This is a genomic window from Nitrospirillum pindoramense (assembly GCF_007827955.1).
Taxonomy (GTDB): Bacteria; Pseudomonadota; Alphaproteobacteria; order Azospirillales; family Azospirillaceae; genus Nitrospirillum; species Nitrospirillum amazonense_B.
In genome coordinates, this window is record NZ_VITR01000004.1 from 1 (window position 1) to 16,824 (window position 16,824).

The following is a 16,824-nucleotide window of genomic DNA, read 5'->3' on the forward strand; positions in this document are numbered from 1 at the left end:
CCGGAAACAGCAGGTTCGGCCTCAGCAATCGAATCCTACGTGATTCCAGGGCCTTAGCCTATGCCCGCCAACCCTGGTGAATTATCCAGGCTAGGGTTGCTGTCCACCCATCCATTGATGTCACCAGGCGGAGGGACGAGATGAGCGAGACCACCAACCCCGAGGCACCGGCGCGGCTGCGCGCCTTCATCGGCCGGCTGGATACCCTGGTGGACCAGCGTCTGCCCGAGGGCGCGTTGCTGGATCAGGCGCGCGACGCGTTGGCGGAGCTGGTGGCCCAGGACGACTGGCTGCCGGCCGCCTATGCCGAGCCCGATCCGGCAAGGTATCGCCAGTTCCTGCTCTATGCCGACCCTGATGGGCGCTATTCCGTCGTCAGCTTCGTCTGGGGGCCGGGGCAGGAGACGCCGGTGCATGACCATACCGTCTGGGGGCTGGTCGGCGTCCTGCGGGGGGCCGAGTATTCCCAGCGCTTCGTCGTGGGATCGCGCGATGAGCTGGTGGCCGTCGGTCCCAAGCAGCGCTTGGAAGCGGGGGAGGTGGAGACGCTGTCGCCCCAGGCGGGCGATATCCACCGCGTCACCAATGCCCATCTGGACCGCACCTCGGTCAGCATCCATGTCTATGGCGCCGATATCGGGCAGGTGCGGCGCTGGGTCTATCCGGCACAAGGGCCGCGCAAGCCCTTCATCTCCGGCTACAGCAACGCCGGCGCCACGCCCGCCTTCACCATCACCCGTACGCCGTCCCTGGAGCCCGCCTGATGTCCTTCGTCCCCGCCGCCGCCACCGTCTCCCCCGCCGACGTCCGTCTCCATCTGATCGCCCGGCGCGAACTGGCCCTGCTGGACGTGCGGGAGGAGGACCCCTACGCCCAGGCCCACCCGCTGTTCGCCGCCAACCTGCCCTTGTCGCGGCTGGAGCTGGAGGTGTTGGACCGTGTGCCCCGGCGCGATACCGCCATCGTGCTGTATGACAATGGCGAGGGGCTGGCGGAACGGGCGGCGGCCAGGCTGGCGGATCTGGGCTACACCAACGTGCGCCTGCTGGCGGGTGGCCTGGAAGGCTGGCGCGCCGCCGGCTATGAGGTCTTCCGCGACGTCAACGTGCCGTCCAAGGCCTTCGGCGAGCTGGTGGAGACGGAGGCGCACACGCCCTCGCTGAGCGCGCCGGAGGTCAAGGGCCTGCTGGATGAGCAGGCTGACGTGGTGGTGCTGGACAGCCGGCGGTTCGAGGAATACCGCACCATGAGCATACCCACCGGCACCAGCGTGCCGGGGGCGGAGCTGGTGCTGCGCGCCCGCACCCTGGCGCCCGATCCCGCCACCACCATCATCGTCAATTGCGCTGGCCGCACCCGCAGCCTGATCGGCGCCCAGTCGCTGCGCAACGCCGGGGTGCCCAACCCCGTCTACGCCCTGCGCAACGGCACCATCGGCTGGACCCTGGCGGGTTTCAGCCTTGAGCATGGGCAGGAGCGCCGCTTCGGCGACGTGGACGATACGGCCCGGGAGACGGCCCGCGCGGCCGCCCGCACCGTGGCCTATCGCGCCGGCGTGCGCCGCCTGCCGTATGCGGCGCGTGAGACGCTGGAGGAGCGGGGGCGCACCCTCTATCGCCTGGACGTGCGCACACCGGAGGAATACCAGGCCGGTCATCTGCCGGGCTTCCGCAGCGCGCCGGGCGGTCAACTGGTGCAGGAAACCGACCATTCCGCGCCTGTGCGCGGGGCCCGCATCGTGCTGTTCGACACCCTGTCGGTGCGGGCGGACATGAGCGCCTCGTGGCTTGCGCAAATGGGGTGGGAGGTGTTGGTGCTGGACGACGTTCCCGCCACCGCCTTGACCGCCACGGGGGCTTGGCGGGCCACCTTGCCGCCGCTGCCGGTGGTTGAGGCCATCCCGCCGGCCCACCTGGCGCGGCTGCTGGCGGCCAATCTACCGAATGGGGGCGGCGTCACCCTCCTGGATGTGGGGCCCAGCCCGGCCTACCGGCGGGGCCGCGTCCCCGGCGCCCGGTTCGCCATCCGGGCGCGGCTGGCGGTGGACCTGCCGGCGGCGGCGCGCGACCGGACCATCGTCGTGACCTCCCCCGACGGTGTCGCCGCCCGCTTCGCCGCCGTCGACATCCAGGCCCTGACCGGCCGGCCGGCGCTGGTGCTGGACGGCGGCACGGCGGCGTGGACGGCCGCCGGCCTGCAGTTGGAAACCGGGGAGGGGGCCTACCTCTCCGCCCCCGATGACGTCTACCGCCGCCCCTATGAGGGCACGGACAACGCGGTGGAGGCGATGCAGGCCTACCTGGACTGGGAATACGGCCTGGTGGGGCAATTGCGCCGCGACGGCACCCACGGCTTCTTCGTCATCCCACCCTCGCGGGATGCCCACGACACGCCACCCTCCCTGTCCCCGCACCTTGCCCATGAGGGGCATGGGCACTGACCGGGGCACGGCGCCCTGTCACTCCCGACTGATCGAGACCACGACCTTGCCCGTGGCGCTGCGGTCGGTGAGGGCCGCGTGGGCGTCGGCCACCGTGTCCAGGGTGTAGGGGCGCGGATCCAGGCGGGGCAGCAGCTTGCCGGCCTCGACCAGGGTGCTGACCTGCGTCAGGATTTCGCCGTGGTGGGCCCGGCCTACCCCTGACAGCAGCGGGGCCAGGGTGAAGACGCCGGAGTAGGTGGCGCCCTTGAATGACAAGGGGGCCAGGGCGTGGCTGCCCCAGCCCAGCGCGCTGACCACATGGCCGAAGCGGGCCACCGCCTGGAAGGAGGCGTCCAGCACCGCGCCGCCGTTGGTGTCGTACACCAGCTCAAACCCCCTGCCGCCGGTTAGCCGGCCCACATAATCGGCCACCGTTTCGGTAGCGTAATCGATGGGTGTGGCGCCCAGGCTGCGAACGTATTCGGCGTCCTCCGCATGGGCGGTGGCATAGACGGTGGCGCCCATCGCGCGACCGATCTGCACCGCCATGTGGCCGACGCCGCCGGCGCCACCCTGGACCAGCAGGGTCTGGCCCGGCCCCGCCTTGGCGCGGTCCACCAGCCCTTCCCAGGCGGTGATGGCCACAAGAGGCAGGGCGGCCGCCTCGCGCATCGTCAGGTTGGCGGGCTTCAGCGCCAGCAAATCGGCATCGACCGCGACGTATTGGGCCAGGGAGCCTTGGAGCCCGCCCACGCCGCCGGTCATGCCGTAAACCTCGTCACCCGGTCGGAAGGGGGAGACGCCGGGGCCCACCGCCTCGACCACGCCGGCCAGGTCCAGGCCCAGGATGGCGGGCAGGGGGTGGCGGGCATGCGCGGCGGCGCCGGCGCGGATCTTGGTGTCCAGCGGGTTCACGCCGCTGGCCAGGATGCGGACCAGTACCTGGCCAGCGTCCGGCTGGGGACGGGCGATGTCGGTGATGCGGAAGGGGCCGTTCTGCGTCTCGACGATCGCGGCTTTCATGGTGGTTGTCATGGCGTTCTGCTCCGGTTCGGGTGGCGCCCTCATCGGCGCCCACAGACCTTGCGCCCAACCACGATGCATGAAAATCTTAAGAACTGTACAAAGATCATGCAGTTTTGTTTGGGTGAGCGTATGCGCGTGCTGGAATGGAGTGACCTGCCCATCTTCCTGGCCATCGCGCGGGAGGGTACCTTGGGTGCCGCCGCGCGCAAGCTGGGTCAGACGCAGCCGACCATGGGCCGCCGCCTGCGGGCGCTGGAGGAGGCGGTGGGCGCCGCCCTGTTCCAGCGCACCAGCGATGGCTTCATCCTGACGGATGAGGGCCAGGCCATGCTGGGCCCGGCCCTGCGCATGGAGGAGGAGGCGCTGGCCCTGCAACGCCAGTTGGCCGGCAGCGTCGGCGGGCTGGAGGGCATGCTGCGTGTCTCATGTTCCGATTGGTTCGGGGTGACCATGCTGTCGCCCGTGCTGGCGGAGTTCGCCACCCAGCATCCGGCCGTGACGGTGGAACTGCTGACCGATCCGCGTTTGTACAGCCTGGCCCGGCGGGAAGCGGACCTGGTGATGCGCATCAAACCGTTTGATGAACCGGAGGTCATCGCCCGCAAGCTGGTGACCATTCCCTACGGCCTTTATGCCAAGCCGGGCTTGTGGAACCCGGTGGCGGGCGATGGCGCCGGTTGTCGTCTGGTGCTGATGGACACGGCCTTTGGCGGCATGCCCGACGTGGGCTGGGTGACGCGCCTATTGCCCAGGGCCACCGTGGTGTCGCGCAGCAACAACCGCGAGGTCCAGGCGCGCCTGTGCGCGCTGGGGGGTGGCTTGGCCGTCCTCCCCCGCCCCCTGGGGGACAGCACCCCGGGCATCGCGCTGGTTGATCTGGGGGAGGCGCCGCCCAGTCGCGACACTTGGATCGGCTATCACCGCGACCTGCGGCGATTGCCGCGCCTGCGGGCGCTGGTCGACCTGATCATCCAGCGCCTGGCCAATTGACGGCTCAGGCCAGCGCGCTCCATCCCTGCCAGCCGATATAGAGGCCGACCAGGATGATCAACGCGCCCGACGCATAGGGCGCCCGGCGGGCCAGAGTGGTGAATGCCTCTCCCCAGCGGCGGGAGGCGTGGCGCATGCCCAGCGCCGCCGCGGCACCCACGCTGACCATGGTCAGCGCCAGGCCAATGCTGAAACACAGCACCAGGGCCACGCCCAGGGTCACCTGCTTCAGCTGCAGGCACAGCAGCAGCACGGTGATGGCGGCGGGGCAGGGGATCAGGCCGCCCGTCAGGCCGAACAGGACGATCTGGCCCGTCGTCACCGTGCGGTTGGCGAAGCGGCGTTGGATGTCGGCCGCATGCGCCCGCTCATGGGCATCCTGATAGCCCGTCTCCCCCAGGGTCAGGCCTTCGGCATGGTGGTCATGATGGGGGTAATCATGCTCGTGATCATGGTGATGCCCGTGGCTATGGGCGTGCCCATGGTCATGATCATGCGCCGCCTCTTCGCGCTGGGCGCGATACGTGCGCCAGAGCATCCACAGGGCGATCAGGATGATCAGGATTCCGGACGCGATCTGGAAATAGGGTTCGGTCGTTTCCGCGTTCCAGCTTTGGCCGAAGTGCAAGCCGGCCAGCGCCACCGCCCACACCACCAATGTATGGGACAGGGTGGCGGACAGGCCCAGCAACACCGCCTGCCCCACCGTTCCCCGGATGGCGATGATGAAGGCCGCCATCATGGTCTTCGAATGTCCAGGTTCCAGCCCATGCAACGCGCCCAGCAGGATGGCGCTGGGGATGAAAAGCCAGGCGTTGCCGGCGCCCTGTTGCAGCAGGTCTGAAAGCGGGGTCATGGGGCGATGTCGATCTGGTCAGGGGATGGCATGGGCGTCGAACCTATCCCCCCCGAGGGGATATTGCAAGACGCGACGGGGGCATTCCCCGGTGCCAGTGGAACCCGCCTTTCCATCCACCGTTGTCGTGCCGGTGCCGTCTCGACAGGGGACAGCGATAGGGGATCACAGCGGCCATGGCACACAATACGGGTTCAGGAAGGGCGGAGATGGCGGGCTTGGCGGGGGAGGCCGCAGACTGCCGGCGCTGTGATCTCTACCGCGCCGCCACCCAGGTCGTGTTCGGCGACGGGCCGGTGGATGCCCCGCTGGTTCTGGTGGGGGAACAGCCGGGCGACCAGGAGGACAAGGCCGGGCACCCCTTCGTGGGCCCCGCCGGGCGCATCCTGGATCAGGCATTGGCGGAGGCAGGACTGGACCGGAGCCGCCTGTACGTCACCAACGCCGTGAAGCACTTCAAGCATGAGATGCGGGGCAAGCGCCGTATGCACCAGCGACCCAACCAGGGTGAGATCGAGGCATGCCGCTGGTGGCTCAGCCGCGAGATCGCCTTGGTTCAGCCGGCGGTTATCGTGGCCCTGGGCGCCACGGCCACCCGGTCGCTGATGGGCCGCGTGGTGGTCCTGGTGCGGGAAGGCGGGCGCCCGCTGACCTGGGCGGATGGCCGCCCTGGCGTGGCGACCTATCACCCGTCGGCGGTGCTGCGGGCCAGGGATGAGAAGGCCCGCACCCGCACATTCGCCGTTCTGGTGGCGGCGCTGTCCCAGGCGCGGGAGATGGCCGTGGGTCGCTGGTCCACTATAGATGAAGAACAAGCGAAGCTTTGACTTATCAATACTTCAATTGCTTTGAGTGCTTCGGAACAAAACGGCGGATTGGAGGCTTTATTATTCATCCGGCGCGAGAACGCGTCGGCGGCCCAGGTTCCGCCAATGGCGGATGGACCGATCCCGAAGCAGACTAGAAGCAGAATGGAGTGATCCTATGGCTTCCAACACTTCGAACAATACGTCGAACCGAGGGTTCGCCTCGATGGATGATGAAAAGCAGCGCGAAATCGCCTCGAAGGGCGGCTCCAGCGTTCCGGATGAGAAGCGCAGCTTCTCCAAGGACCATGAGCTGGCCGCCGAGGCGGGCCGCAAGGGTGGTCAGGCCTCGGGCGGGAACTTCGCCCACGACCGTGAGCGTGCTTCCGAAGCCGGCCGCAAGGGCGGCCAGCATTAAGGCCGAGTGTTAAGGCATCCAGGGGCCGGATCCGCCGGCGCTTCGGCGCAGAACGGAATCCGGTCCGGAGTTGAGGGGCTGGGCCTGTGGGTCCAGCCCTTTTCCTTTTGGGGCTTATAGAGTGGAAATGGTGGATATTGCTGAATGAAGCGAGCCTTGTTCTTGTCTGTATTAAAATGATATAATAATTCGAAATAAAACGGGAACCGCTCTCGATGTCCCGCCTTGTATGCGGACGCTGCCGAAGCCTTAAGGGTCGGTGGCGCGATGCGCAAAGGAGAGAGGACGTCATGACCAAGGACAGCAGCACCAGTGGCCGCGGCTTCGCCTCGATGGATGGCGAAAAGCAGCGCGAGATCGCCAGCAAGGGCGGCTCCAGCGTGCCCGATGAGAAGCGCAGCTTCTCGCAGGATGCCGGCCTTGCCGCCGAGGCGGGTCGCAAGGGTGGACAGAACGTGCCGGATGAGAAGCGCAGCTTCTCGCAGGACCGTGAACTCGCGGCCGAGGCCGGTCGCAAGGGTGGCCAGGCCTCCGGTGGCAACTTCGCCCATGACCGGGCGCGGGCGGCGGAGGCGGGTCGCAAGGGGGGCTCCGCGCACGGCCATCGGTGATCCGGCGCATCTACTGCCCAGGGCCACGCCCGTTCCGCCGGGGATGGGCGTGGCCGACGGGCGGCCGGAACCTGGGGACCGGCCAATGGTTCCCACCATATCCTTTACCTTGATGATGGAGCGCCACCATGGATGACGCCATTCCCCCGCAGCAGCAGGACCACCAGCCGGGTCGCGAACGCGAGATGACACCGGCGCCGGATTATGCGCCCCGCTTCCCGGGTGCCGGCCGCCTAAAGGGCAAGGCGGCCCTGATCACTGGTGGCGACAGCGGCATAGGCCGGGCCGTCGCCGTCTCCATGGCGCGGGAGGGGGCCGATGTCGCCATCGTCTACCTGGATGAGCATGAGGACGCGGCCGACACCGTGGCGCTGATCGAGGCGGAAGGGGCCCGTGGCCTCCGCATCGCCGGTGACGTGGGTGATGAGGGCTTTTGCCGCGAGGCGGTGGAGAAGGTGGTCTCCACCTTCGGCAAGCTGGACATCCTGGTGAACAACGCGGCGGAGCAGCATACCACGGGCGGCCTGGGCGACCTGACGGCGCAGCAGCTGGAGCGCACCTTCCGTACCAACGTCTTCGGCTATTTCTTCATGTCCAAGATGGCTTTGCAGCACATGAAACGCGGTGGCGCCATCGTCAACACCACCTCCGTCACCGCGTACAAGGGCAGCCCCCACCTGTTGGATTATTCAGCCACGCGGGGGGCTGTCCTGGCCTTCACCCGATCCCTGTCCCAGCTTCTGGTGGAGGCGGGCATCCGGGTCAACGCGGTGGCGCCTGGCCCCATCTGGACGCCACTGATCCCCGCCTCCTTCGTGGCGGACAAGGTGGCGGAACATGGCAAGGACACCCCCATGGGCCGGCCCGGCCAGCCCAATGAGGTCGCGTCCTGCCATGTCTTCCTGGCCAGTGACGAGGCGTCCTACATGACAGGCCAGGTGATGCACCCCAACGGCGGCACCATCGTCAATTCCTGATCCGACGCCCGGATCAGGCCTGGTGGACATACAGGCCGGGCGAGGGCAGGTCGGGGGCCGTCGCGTCCGGCACCACGGCCGGTGGCGCCACCTGGGTGCCATCGCCCTTGGCGGCCAGCCATTCCTGCCAGGCGGTCCACCAGGAACCGGGATGGTGCGGCGCCAGCCCCGCCCAGGTGTCGGGGTCGATGTACCGCTCATCCGCCGTGCGGGTCAGGGTTTGGTAGCTACCCCGTTCGCCGCGCGGCGGGTTGACGATGCCCACATTGTGCCCGCCCGACACCAGCGTGAAGGTCACGTCGGTGTCGCTGAACAGGTTGATCTTATAGACGGACCGCCAGGGCGCCACATGGTCGCGCACCGTGCCCAGGGCGAAGACGGGCACCTTGATGTCCCGCAGGGCGATGACGCGCCCCTCCACCGCGAAGCGGCCGGCCGACAGGCGGTTTTCCAGGAACAGGCTGCGCAGATATTCGCCATGCATGCGGGCGGGCATGCGGGTGGAGTCCGCGTTCCACGCCATGAGATCGCTCATGGGTTCCCGGTCGCCCAGCAGGTAGTCGCGAATGACGCGAGACCAGATGAGGTCGTTGGGGCGCAGCAGTTGGAAGGCCCCCGCCATCTGGCCGCCGCTGAGATAGCCCTGGGACCACATCAGGTCGTCCAGCAGGCTGACCTGGCGTTCGTCCACGAACAGCATCAGGTCGCCCGCCTCCGCGAAGTCGGTCTGCGCCGCCAGCAGCGTCAGGCTGGCCAGCCGGTCGTCACCGTCCCGGGCCATGGTGGCGGCGGCGATGGACAGGATGGTCCCGCCCAGGCAATAGCCACAGGCGTGGACCTTTTGACCAGGCACGGCGCGGTTGACGGCATCCAGGGCGGCCATGACGCCCAGTTGGCGATAATCGTCCAGGCTGAGGTCCCGGTCATCGGCGTCCGGGTTCTTCCAAGACACCATGAAGACGGTGTGACCCTGGTCCACCAGCCACCGCACCAGCGAATTCTCCGGCCGCAAATCCAGGATGTAATACTTCATGATCCAGGCCGGCACGATCAGGATGGGCTCCGCCCGCACCGTCGCCGTGGTCGGGGTATACTGGATCACCTCCATCAGGCGGTTGCGGTGGATGACCGTACCGGGGGTGATGGCCACGTCCCGCCCCACCTGGAACTCCTCCGCCCCCGCTGGGGGGGCCCCCCTCATCAGGCGGCTGGCGTCGTCCATCCAGTTCATCGCGCCGCGCACCAGGTTCCTGCCGCCCTCCTGCATCGTTCGGCTGACGATGACGGGATTCAGCCAGGGCAGATTGGTGGGGGACAGGACGTCGGCCCATTGGCTGAACAGGAAGCTCAGCTCATTCTCATGCTGGCGCGCCACGCCGGGCACCCGCCGCGCCCCGTCCAGCAACAGCGCCTCCCCCAGCAGATAGGCTTGGGCCACCGCCACATGCGGCCATTGCGACCAGACGGGATCGACGAAACGGCGGTCGCCCGCGCGGGGTTCCACCAAGGGGGCGGGCTTGCCGCCCGCCGCCGCTTCCGCCAGCCAGACGGTGAACCGTCCGGCGGCGTCCGCGGCCGCCAGCGACAGGGCCAGCCGCCGACCCGGGCTGGCCGTCAGGTGTATGGCCCAGTCGGCCCACGCCTCCGCGATGACGGAGGGGGACAGGCCCTGGGTCAACCGGGCCGCCGCGGCCCGCAACGCCCGGTCCAGTGCATGGAAGTCGGGGTCCGGTGCCGGCGTGGCGGCCGGGGGGACAATGGGGGGCGGGGCGTCGGGTGGCGGGACGACAGTTTGCGGGACGGCGGGAAGGGGGGCGCCTGGGGCCTGCGCGGCCGCCGGCCGGTATCCTGGCCGGCGGCGCGGGCGCGTGCTGGCGGAAGGGTTCGCGAGGGTCATGGCGTCCTCCATTCATCCGTCCGTGCTGTGGACTACTGCATATATTTCCCGCCGTTCACCGACAGGGTTTCGCCGGTGATGAAGCCGGCCTCATCGGCGGCCAGGAACACGACGGCGCGGGCGATCTCCTCCGGCAGGGCCAGGCGCTTGGCCGGGATGCCGTCGACGATGGTTTGCAGGATGGGGGCCGGCACCGCCTCGACCATGGTGGTCTTGGTGTACCCCGGCGCCACCGCGTTGACGGTGATGTTGCGCGACGCGCCTTCCAGCGCCAGCGCCTTGGTGAAGCCGATCAGGCCGGCCTTGGCGGCGGCGTAATTGGTCTGGCCCGCCTGGCCCGACAGCCCGTTGACGGAGCTGATGTTGATGATGCGGCCGAAGCGGCGTTCCCGCATGCTCTCGATCACGGCGCGGCACATGTTGAAGCAGCCGCCCAGATCGACATCGATGACCTGGCGCCATTGCTCCTGCGTCATCTTGTGCAGCATGGCGTCCCGGGTGATGCCGGCGTTGTTGACCAGGATGTCGACTGGGCCGTGCTTGGCCGTGACCTGGGCGATGCCCTCCGCGCAGGCGACGAAGTCGGCCACGTCCCAGGCGGCGGTGGCCAGGCCGGTTTCCCGGCGGAAGGCGGCGGCCGTGGCCTCCTCCGACGCCGGATAAGTGGCGACCACCGTGTGACCGGCGCTCTTCAGGGCCAGGCTGACCGCCGCCCCTATGCCGGTGATCCCGCCCGTGACCAAAGCGACGTGTGCCATCAGAACCTCCATTTCCATGAGTGCCTGTTGGACGGTAGGAGATCACCGGCGCGCGGCGGCCTTGGTGCGGTGCATCAACAATGGCGTTCGGCGCCCCCGGTTTGCGCCGCATCAATGCGGGGGTTGGGGGACGGAGGTTCCCTGGGGGGTGGCCGGCGATCTGGGCGGCCAATAAATTCGGTGTGGGGTGACGTCATGCGCGCCATGGTGTTGGGAACGTCGGGTGCCTTGCAGGAGAGGGAGCTGCCGGACCCGGAGCCGGGCCCCGATCAGGTTCGTATCGCCATCCATGCCTGCGGCGTCTGCCGCACCGACCTGCACGTGATCGACGGCGACCTGCCACCGGGCGGCCTGCCCCGCATACCGGGACATGAGGTCGTGGGCGTCGTCGATCGGCTGGGGGTGGGCGTGTCCGGCCTTGGCGTGGGGCAGAGGGTGGGCGTGGGCTGGCTGGCGCACAGCTGCCGCCACTGCCCCTACTGCTTGTCAGGGCATGAGAACCTGTGCGATGCGCCGGGCTTCACCGGCTATACCCGCGATGGCGGCTTCGCCACCCTCATGGTGGCGGAGGCGCGCTATGTCTATCCCCTGGACGGCATCGATCTGGACGACGCCACGGCCGCGCCCCTGCTGTGCGCCGGGCTGATCGGCTGGCGGTCGCTGGTGATGGCGGGGCCGCACCGCAAGCTGGGCATTTACGGTTTCGGCGCCGCCGGTCACATCATTCTTCAGGTGGCCCGTTGGCAGGGGGCGGAGGTCTATGTCTTCACCCGGCCCGATGACTTGGCGGCGCAGGAATTCGCCCTGTCCCTGGGCGCGGTCTGGGCCGGCGGGTCGGACGCGCCGGCGCCGGAACCGCTGGACGCCGCCATTCTCTACGCGCCGGTGGGCGCGCTGGTGCCCGCGGCCCTGGCAGCGGTGCGCAAGGGCGGCCGGGTGGTGTGCGCCGGCATCCACATGAGCGACATCCCCGCCTTCCCTTACGACCTGCTGTGGGGGGAGCGGCAGGTGGTGTCCGTGGCCAACCTGACGCGGGACGACGCGCTGGACTTCCTGCGCATCGTGCCCCTGGCCGGCATCCGCCCCCAGGTCACCTCTTATCCCTTGGCCCAGGCAAACCAGGCCATCGCCGACCTGCGCGCCGGGCGCCTCAACGGCGCCGCCGTGCTGGTGCCGTAAGGGCGCCCCCCAAGGGCGCCTCCCAAGGGCGCCTGTCGTCACCGCGCCGCCGCCAGATGCCGGCGGAAGCGCCACAGGCTGAGCAGGAAGAACAGCGACCCCATGGCGGCCACGGCGGCGAAATGGCGCCAGACCAGGGTGATGTCCGCCCCGCGGTAGAGGATGGCCTGGGCGAAGGCGACGAACTGGGTGGCGGGTGAGAACTGCATGATCCGCTGCAGCCACAGCGGCATGCTCTCCAGCGGCGTGTTGCCGCCGGACAGCAGGTTCAGCGGCAGGACGATCAGGATGAACAGCAGGCCCAGTTGGGGCATGGACCGCGCCACCGTCGCCAGGAAGATGCCCAGCGCCGTGGTGAAGAACAGGTAGACGGCCGTTCCCGCCATGAACAGGGGAATGGACCCGGCCAGATGGATGCCCAGGGCCCATCGGATGACGACGGCCAGGGACAGGCCCGTCATCGCCAAAACCACCAGGCCGTTGGCCAGCACCTTGGCCCCCATGATCTCCAGCGGCCGGACCGGCATGACCAGCAGGTGTTCCAGCGTGCCATGCTCGCGCTCGCGGATCACGGCGGCGCCGGTCAGCAGCACCGACAGCATGGTGACGTTGAACAGGATGGCCATCATGCCGGTGAAGCGCGTCGTCTCCAGCGTCTGGTTGAAGGCGAAACGCAGTTGGGCGCTGACGGCGTCCGGGGTGGTGGCGGTCTTGTCGCGCGCCAGGAAGCGGCTGACCTCATCGCTCAGCACCGACTGGATCTGCGCGGCGCCGATGCCGGCCTGCATCATGGCGGTGGCGTCCACCAGGATTTGCAGTTCCGCGCCGTGGCCGGCCAGCAGGTCGGACTGGAAGTCCGGCGGCACGTCCAGCACGAAGGTATAGCGCGCGTCCGCCATGGCGCGGTCCACCTCCCCCTTGGCGATCAGGGCGGGGGCCTGGAAGTCGGGCGGGCGGAAGGCGGAACGGAAGCGCAGCGACAGCGGGGACTGGTCCTCATCCACGATGGCGATGGAGGCGTTGCGCAATTCGTGGCTGATGCCCGTGGCCTGCAGGTAGATCATGCCGGTGAAGGCGTACAGCACGAAGAACAGCATGAAGCGGTCGCGCAGCAGGCCGGCCAGTTCCTTGCGCGCCAGGGTCAGCAGGTTGCGGAAGGCGGCCATGGCTTATGCCTCCTGCTTGCGCAGCAACACGGCCGCCGTCAGCACCAGGACGGGGAAGAAGGCCAGCAGCGACAGGATGAAGGGTGTCAGCTCGGCCAGCGACAGCCCCTTGGTGAAGGCGCCCACCACCGTCTTCACGAAATAGGTGGTGGGGAACAGCGTGCCCAGCAGGTGCGGCATGCCCGACAGGGTGGAGACCGGCTGCATCATGCCGGAGAACTGGATGGCCGGCAGCATGGTGGCGATGGCGGTGCCGAAGACGGCGGCGGTCTGGGTGCTGACGAAGCAGGACACCAGCAGGCCCAGCGCGGTGGTGGCCATGACATAGGCCAGCGCGCCCAGGCTGAGGCCGGCCAAGCTGCCCTTCAGCGGCACATGGAAGATGACCAGGGCCATCACCACCATGACCGCGTAGTTGAAAAAGGCGATGGCGATGTAGGGCAGCTGCTTGCCCAGCAGGAATTCCAGCCGCGACACCGGCGTCACATAAAGGTTGGTGATGGAGCCCAGCTCCTTCTCCCGCACCACGCCCAGGGCCGTGAGGATGGACGGGATGAAGACCAGCAGCAGGCCGATGACGCAGGGCACCATGGCGTCCACGGAGCGGAAGGCCTGGTTGTAGCGGAAGCGTGGCACCAGGCTGAGCCCGGGGGCCGCCTCGACCCCCGCCTCGGTCGCAAGATCCTGCTGCAGGCGCAGGAACAGGCCGGCGACATAGCCCTGGATGGTCTCGGCACGGAAGGGCATGGCGCCGTCGATGCGCACGGCCACCTCCGCCGGCGTGCCCTTCTTCACGTCGCGGCCGAAGTCGGGCGGTATGTCCACGACCAAGGCGACATCGTTGGCCTGAAGCCGCCGCAGGCCCTCCGCCGCGTCCGTGGCCGGTGGCGTCTGCTGGAAGTAGCGGGAACTGGAGAACGCCTCCGCCACGGTGCGCGACAGGGGGGAGTGGTCGCGGTCCAGCACGGCGAAGCGCAAATTCTCGACATCGAAATTGATGCCGAAGCCGAAGACCAGCATCAGCAGCAGCGTGCCCAGCAAGGCCACGGTCAGGCGCACGGGGTCGCGCCGCAGCTCCAGCCCCTCGCGCAGGGCGTAGGCGGACAGGCGGCGCGGGGAAAAGCCGCCGGACTCCGCCGCCGGGGTTTCGATCAGCGCCGCCGGGGCCGTTTCCGGCGGCGCCTCTTCCGGCTCGTTTTCACGCATATAGGCGACGAAGGCGTCATCCAGGCTGCTGGCCTGCTTTTCCTGGCGCAACGCCTCCGGCGCCCCCACCGCCAGGACGCGGCCGGCCTGCATGAAGGCCACCCGGTCGCAGCGCGCGGCCTCGTTCATATAATGGGTGGAGACGAAGATGGTGACGCCCTGGTCGCGCGACAGCGTGGTCAGTTGGCGCCAGAAGGCGTCGCGCGCCACCGGGTCCACGCCCGACGTCGGTTCGTCCAGGATCAGCACCTCCGGCTTATGCAGCACGGACACGGCCAGCGACAGGCGCTGGCGCACCCCCAGGGGCAGGCTGTCGGCCAGCGCCGGCAGGTAGGGGGCTAGGCCGAAGTCGGCCACCACCTCGGCCACCCGCGCGTCGGCGGCGGCCCCCAGCAGACCGAACAGGGTGGCGTGCAGATCCAGGTTCTGCGCCACCGACAGGTCACCATAGAGCGAGAAGGATTGGGCCATGTAGCCGACGCGCTGGCGGGTGGCCAGGTCGCCGGGGTCGACCGGCTGGCCGAACAGCAGGGGCGTGCCGGCGCTGGCCGGCAGGAGGCCGGTCAGCATCTTCATGGTGGTGGTCTTGCCGCAGCCGTTGGAGCCCAGGAAGCCGAAAATCTCCCCCTTGGGGATGGCGAAGCTGACCGCGTCCACGGCCACGAAGTCGCCGAAGCGCCGCGTCAGTCCGCGCGCCTCGATGGCGATGGGCCGGCCGGCGGGCAGGGGGGGCACGGCGGCGCCGTCGGCGGGCCCGCGCCGGTCGGGCGGCAGCAGGGCGACGAAGGCGGCCTCCAGGTCGGCGGTGCCGGTGCGGGCCATCAGCTCGGCCGGGGTCCCGTCCGCCAGGATGCGGCCGCCGTCCATCATCACCGCCCGCTCGAAGCGCTGGGCCTCATCCATGTAGGAGGTGGCGACCAGCAGGGTCATGCCCGGACGCTCGGCCCGAATGCTGTCGATCAGGTCCCAGAACTGGCGGCGGGACAGCGGGTCGACGCCGGTGGTCGGCTCATCCAGGATCAGCAGGTCGGGGTCGTGGATCAGGGCGCAGCATAGGCCCAGCTTCTGCCGCATGCCCCCTGACAGCTTGCCCGCCGGCCGGTCGGGGAAGGGGGCGAGGCCGGTAGCGGCCAGCAGGTGGTGGATGCGGCGGCTCCGCTCCCCCGGTCCTTGCCCGAACAGCTTGCCGAAGAACTCCAGGTTCTCCCGTACCGACAGGTCGGGATAGAGGTTGCGGCCCAGGCCCTGGGGCATGAAGGCGACGCGCGGCTGCAGGCGGCGCCGGTCGGAACCCCGCGCCATGTCGCCGCCCAACACCTGCAACGTGCCGTCCTGCAGGCGCTTGGCGCCGGCGATCAGGCCCAGCAGCGTGGACTTGCCCACCCCATCGGGGCCGATCAGGGCCAGGGTGCCGCCCGCCGGGACCGTCAGGTCCACGGCCGCCAGCGCCCCCGTCCGGCCATAGCGGTGGCTGACACCGGCAACCCGTACCGCCGTTGGCGCTTGGCCGGTCATTGCGGCGCCGTCGTCGTCAGCCGCGATTGCAGCCAGGCCGGCCAGGCGGCCTGCGCGTCCAGGCGGACATAGGCCGTGCCGCTGACGCCGGTCTTCACCTGCTCGATATGGCTGGTCACCAGGGCCTGGGGCACCCGCGCCTTGATGCGGAACATCATGCGGTCCCGCTCCGCCCGGGTTTCCACCTGCTTGGGCGTGAACTGGGCCTTGGGCGCCACGAAGCTGACGGCGGCGGGAACGGCCAGGCCGGGCAGGGCGTCCAGCAGCAGCCGCACCTCGGCCCCCAGCGCCACCCGGTTGGCGTATTCCGTGGGCAGGAAGAAGGTCATGTAGACGTCCGACAGGTCCAGCAGGGTGGCCACCTTGCCGCCGGCGCCCAGCATCTCCCCAGGCTGGGCCAGCTTGTACAGGATGCGGCCCGTCACCGGCGCCTTCAGGATGCCGTCGTCGGCCAGGTCGCGCATCCGGTCCGCGTCCGCCTCCGCCGCGCGGATGGCCTCGTCGGCGGCGCTCAGGCCGCTCTTGGCCGACTGCAGGGCGGCGGCGGCGCTGCGCAGCTGGTTGCGGTTGCTGTCCACCCGCTGCTGCGAGACGTTGCCGCGCGTGAACAGCTCATTGGCCCGGTTCATCTCCTTGTTGGCGAAGTCCAGGTCGCTTTGCCGCTGCACCACCAGGCTGGCGGCCTGGTCGCGGGTCTTGCGCGCCTGCGCCAGGGCGGCGGCGGCGGCCCGGTATTGCGATTGGACGTCGCGCACGTCCAGCCGGGCCAGGATGGTGCCGGCCTGGACCAGCTGCCCCTCCTCGAACTCGATGCTCAGGACGCGGGCGGCGTATTTGGCGGCGATGTCCACCTCCTGCGCCTCGATGCGGCCGTCGGCGGAAACGAAGCCGGCGGGCAGCACGGGCGGCCGTGTCCGCAGCCAAGCCCAATAACCGCCACCGGCGGCGCCGGCCAGCAGGATGATCACCAGCAGGAACTTCAGGATGCGCATGATCC

15 protein-coding genes are annotated in these 16,824 nt (G+C 69.2%); 8 read left to right on the top strand and 7 right to left on the bottom strand.

Annotated elements, in window-relative coordinates; genetic code table 11:
* The first annotated feature begins 140 nt into the window (after nucleotides 1-140).
* Complete coding sequence (locus tag FBZ90_RS07215) at nucleotides 141-764, top strand: cysteine dioxygenase family protein (protein WP_145730505.1); 624 nt, start codon at nucleotides 141-143, stop codon at nucleotides 762-764.
* Nucleotides 764-2,440: a rhodanese-like domain-containing protein gene (locus FBZ90_RS07220; RefSeq protein ID WP_145730508.1), complete on the top strand. Its 1,677-nt coding sequence runs from the start codon at nucleotides 764-766 to the stop codon at nucleotides 2,438-2,440. Before FBZ90_RS07215 ends, FBZ90_RS07220 begins: the two co-directional genes overlap by 1 nt.
* A gap of 18 nt (nucleotides 2,441-2,458) precedes the next feature.
* Here FBZ90_RS07220 and FBZ90_RS07225 read toward each other — a convergent pair whose 3' ends face one another.
* The gene (locus FBZ90_RS07225; protein WP_246130204.1) at nucleotides 2,459-3,445 is read right to left on the bottom strand and encodes a zinc-dependent alcohol dehydrogenase family protein; all 987 of its coding nucleotides are present in this window, start codon (nucleotides 3,443-3,445) and stop codon (nucleotides 2,459-2,461) included.
* A gap of 108 nt (nucleotides 3,446-3,553) precedes the next feature.
* On the opposite strand from FBZ90_RS07225, the gene FBZ90_RS07230 reads away from it, so the two are divergent.
* Complete coding sequence (locus tag FBZ90_RS07230) at nucleotides 3,554-4,438, top strand: LysR family transcriptional regulator (protein ID WP_246130205.1); 885 nt, start codon at nucleotides 3,554-3,556, stop codon at nucleotides 4,436-4,438.
* Nucleotides 4,439-4,442: 4 nt separating this feature from the next.
* Here FBZ90_RS07230 and FBZ90_RS07235 read toward each other — a convergent pair whose 3' ends face one another.
* Nucleotides 4,443-5,294, bottom strand: coding sequence for a nickel/cobalt efflux transporter (locus FBZ90_RS07235; protein ID WP_145730512.1), 852 nt, complete (start codon nucleotides 5,292-5,294; stop codon nucleotides 4,443-4,445).
* Nucleotides 5,295-5,470: 176 nt separating this feature from the next.
* On the opposite strand from FBZ90_RS07235, the gene FBZ90_RS07240 reads away from it, so the two are divergent.
* The 4 genes from FBZ90_RS07240 to FBZ90_RS07255 all read left to right on the top strand — a co-directional run bounded on the left by FBZ90_RS07240 (nucleotide 5,471) and on the right by FBZ90_RS07255 (nucleotide 8,106).
* On the top strand, nucleotides 5,471-6,121 hold the full coding sequence (locus FBZ90_RS07240; protein WP_145730514.1) for a UdgX family uracil-DNA binding protein: 651 nt from the start codon (nucleotides 5,471-5,473) through the stop codon (nucleotides 6,119-6,121).
* Between the two features lie 157 nt (nucleotides 6,122-6,278).
* Entirely contained in the window at nucleotides 6,279-6,518 is a 240-nt protein-coding gene (locus tag FBZ90_RS07245) for a con-10 family general stress protein (RefSeq protein WP_145730516.1), read from the top strand.
* Between the two features lie 290 nt (nucleotides 6,519-6,808).
* Entirely contained in the window at nucleotides 6,809-7,129 is a 321-nt protein-coding gene (locus tag FBZ90_RS07250) for a con-10 family general stress protein (protein WP_145730518.1), read from the top strand.
* A 128-nt stretch (nucleotides 7,130-7,257) separates the two neighbouring features.
* Entirely contained in the window at nucleotides 7,258-8,106 is an 849-nt protein-coding gene (locus tag FBZ90_RS07255) for an SDR family oxidoreductase (RefSeq protein ID WP_145730520.1), read from the top strand.
* Nucleotides 8,107-8,119: 13 nt separating this feature from the next.
* On the opposite strand, the gene FBZ90_RS07260 is transcribed toward FBZ90_RS07255, so the two are convergent.
* Nucleotides 8,120-10,003 (bottom strand): PHA/PHB synthase family protein, encoded by a 1,884-nt coding sequence (locus tag FBZ90_RS07260; protein ID WP_211101938.1) that lies wholly within the window; start codon nucleotides 10,001-10,003, stop codon nucleotides 8,120-8,122.
* A 32-nt stretch (nucleotides 10,004-10,035) separates the two neighbouring features.
* Nucleotides 10,036-10,761, bottom strand: a complete 726-nt coding sequence (gene phbB / locus FBZ90_RS07265) for an acetoacetyl-CoA reductase (RefSeq protein ID WP_145730522.1) — start codon at nucleotides 10,759-10,761, stop codon at nucleotides 10,036-10,038.
* Nucleotides 10,762-10,956: 195 nt separating this feature from the next.
* Here phbB and FBZ90_RS07270 point away from each other — a divergent pair, with 195 nt between their 5' ends.
* On the top strand, nucleotides 10,957-11,940 hold the full coding sequence (locus tag FBZ90_RS07270) for a zinc-dependent alcohol dehydrogenase family protein (RefSeq protein ID WP_145730524.1): 984 nt from the start codon (nucleotides 10,957-10,959) through the stop codon (nucleotides 11,938-11,940).
* A 38-nt stretch (nucleotides 11,941-11,978) separates the two neighbouring features.
* On the opposite strand, the gene FBZ90_RS07275 is transcribed toward FBZ90_RS07270, so the two are convergent.
* The 3 genes from FBZ90_RS07275 to FBZ90_RS07285 are packed head-to-tail and all read right to left on the bottom strand — an operon-like array spanning nucleotide 11,979 to nucleotide 16,819.
* Nucleotides 11,979-13,106: an ABC transporter permease gene (locus FBZ90_RS07275; protein ID WP_145730526.1), complete on the bottom strand. Its 1,128-nt coding sequence runs from the start codon at nucleotides 13,104-13,106 to the stop codon at nucleotides 11,979-11,981.
* 3 nt (nucleotides 13,107-13,109) lie between these two features.
* The gene (gene rbbA / locus FBZ90_RS07280; protein ID WP_145730528.1) at nucleotides 13,110-15,827 is read right to left on the bottom strand and encodes a ribosome-associated ATPase/putative transporter RbbA; all 2,718 of its coding nucleotides are present in this window, start codon (nucleotides 15,825-15,827) and stop codon (nucleotides 13,110-13,112) included.
* Nucleotides 15,824-16,819: an HlyD family secretion protein gene (locus FBZ90_RS07285; protein WP_145730530.1), complete on the bottom strand. Its 996-nt coding sequence runs from the start codon at nucleotides 16,817-16,819 to the stop codon at nucleotides 15,824-15,826. The genes rbbA and FBZ90_RS07285 overlap by 4 nt, the downstream gene beginning before the upstream one ends.
* Nucleotides 16,820-16,824 lie beyond the last annotated feature (5 nt).